1 protein-coding gene and 1 pseudogene are annotated in these 2,469 nt (G+C 46.6%); one reads left to right on the top strand and one right to left on the bottom strand.

Annotation, left to right across the window (positions count from 1 at the left end; genetic code table 11):
- A pseudogene (locus ACTIE6_RS22640) lies at positions 1-790 on the bottom strand (trifunctional MMPL family transporter/lysophospholipid acyltransferase/class I SAM-dependent methyltransferase); the annotation flags it as partial.
- A 146-nt stretch (positions 791-936) separates the two neighbouring features.
- Between ACTIE6_RS22640 and ACTIE6_RS22635 the strand changes: the two are divergent.
- On the top strand, positions 937-2,466 hold the full coding sequence (locus tag ACTIE6_RS22635; protein ID WP_439558793.1) for an HAL/PAL/TAL family ammonia-lyase: 1,530 nt from the start codon (positions 937-939) through the stop codon (positions 2,464-2,466).
- Positions 2,467-2,469: the final 3 nt, after the last annotated feature.

The raw sequence follows: 2,469 nt of genomic DNA, 5'->3' as shown, positions 1-2,469 counted from the left end.
CCTGAATCGCATTCCTGGCCGAGATTTCGAATGTACCAAAGTAGCTGAGCCGGTTGTGCTTGTAGCGGTTGTTCCACTTTTCCCTGATCTGCTCGGTCAATTCAAAGAGTTCGACATTCTTATCCGAGTTACCCGAATCGTAAGCTGTTGATGCAAAGACCAGAATGCTTTTCCGGTTTGCTGAAAACATAATGCCGTCTTCAATGAGCAGGTTGCCTGCATTGTTGTTGGCATTGAGCTCGACGAAGTATTTGCCCGTGATACCGAGGGGATCGTTGAGGATGAACCTTTTCAGGAAAGAACCGCCGGGCGTAAGCAGCTGCCTGTAACTGGCTGCCACAGCCGCGCGGATCGAATCGGGCTTCAATCTTGACTCAATGTGATCGTAATATGGTGCATCGATCAGCTCGGGAAAGTGGGTGTATACATATTGATACAAATCTTCCTGCACATTCGGCCGCTCGATCTGAATATTGCGGATATAGCCGCTCGTGTGCCTGGTAAGTGTATCGGAAAACTCTTCTGCGATCAGGCGAGCGGTTTCGGTATCAGTATCTGCCGGGATATCAATGGAGAACACGATCTGGTTGATGATGTTCTTGCTTTCAACGAGCCGGTTGAACTCTTCGAAACTTTTACCTTTCGGTAACGCGGCAAAAATGCTCTCGGTAACCCGCAGCCGGAAGATACCCGCAAACAGAAAACAGGAAAGCAGTATTAAGCTGAAATAGAATGCTGTTTTATGGCCGGAAAGGAATTTATTTAGTCTTAAAAGTAAATCTCCGATCATCGGCGGGGAAAGCGTGAGTGTCAGACAAAATTAATGAAATGTACAAATCCGGCAACTTCCTGCGAGCCGGAGCAGCTGACTAAGTGGTTTGCCAAAGCCGCAAAAAAAGGTTTATTTTACACAATATTCAATTACTCTATCTTTAAATGAATCGTATTTCATTAGCTCAGATCGAGCAATATGCTTTTGAAAAAAAGGAATTTATTCTCGCTGACGACATTCTTAATCAAGTATCGAAATCCTTTGCCTTTTTAACGAATTTCTCCAAAGATAAAATTATATACGGCATCAATACCGGGTTCGGCCCCATGGCGCAGTACCGGATTGAAACCGACAAGCTTAGTAACCTTCAATACAACCTGATCCGCAGCCATTCCAGCGGGATCGGAAAGCCACTTTCCGAGGTGTACGCGCGCAGCGTAATGGTGGCACGTCTTAACTCTTTTTTACAGGCCAATTCCGGGGTAAGCACCGCAGTGATAAAGCAGCTGGTCGCTTTTCTGAACAATGGAATTGTGCCCGAAATATTCGAGCACGGCAGCGTGGGCGCGAGTGGTGACCTCGTGCAATTGTCGCATTTGGGACTTAACCTGATCGGTGAGGGCTGTGTGTATGACAATGGTATCCGGAAGCAAACTGCCGAGGTACTTGCAGCGAAGGAAATCGCGCCGCTTCAAATGGAGTTGCGCGACGGATTGGGACTGATCAACGGTACTTCCTGCATGACAGGTATGGCGGCGATCAACCTGATTTATGCCAAGCGGCTTCTGCAATGGGCGATCGCAGCTTCTTCCATGCTCAATGAAGTGATTGAAGCTTTTGACGACTCGTTTTCCAAAGAACTCAATGCGGTTAAACATCATAAGGGACAGCAGCTGATCGCGCAGCAAATGCGGGATTTTGTGGCAGGAAGTAAAATGATCCGCAGTCGCGAGGAGCTTTTCAAGGATGATACCGCCATGCAGCGGAAGGAATTTGAAAGGAAAATTCAGGAATATTATTCCATTCGTTGTGTTCCGCAAATATTGGGGCCGATCCTCGATACGATCCATTATGCGCAGGAAGTAGTTGAAAATGAGCTGAACTCAACCAACGATAATCCGATCGTCAGTCCGGAAGATGACAATGTTTTTCACGGCGGCAATTTCCACGGCGACTATATCTCGCTGGAAATGGACAAAGTGAAAATCGTACTGACGAAGCTTTCCATGTTGATGGAAAGACAGCTCAACTTCCTGATGAACAGCAAGCTGAATGGAAAATTCCCGCCGTTCTTGAATGCAGGTACCTGGGGTTTGAACTTCGGGTTTCAGGGGATACAGTTTACGGCAACATCTACAACTGCTGAAAACCAGGCACTTTCCAGCTCGGTGTATGTGCATAGTATTCCAAACAACAATGACAATCAGGATATTGTAAGTATGGGTACCAACAGCGCCGTGATTACAAAGCAGGTGCTGGAAAATTCTTTCCAGGTTATGGCGATCCATATTATGGCGATTTGCCAGGCAATCGACCTTTTGGAACCTGACGAAAAAGAGCGGCTTTCGCCCAATGCGAAATCGGTTTATAGTCAGATCCGTCAGTATGCCCATTTCGTGAAAGACGATCTGCCGCAGTCTGAAAGTATAGCCGCCGTTTTTGAATACATCAAAGAAACCCCTTTTAAGTTATGAGCT

The sequence above is a fragment of the Dyadobacter sp. genome, from assembly GCF_051859145.1.
GTDB lineage: Bacteria > Bacteroidota > Bacteroidia > Cytophagales > Spirosomataceae > Dyadobacter.
Note: the sequence above shows the minus strand (reverse complement) of the source record. Positions and strands in the feature narration are given on the sequence as shown.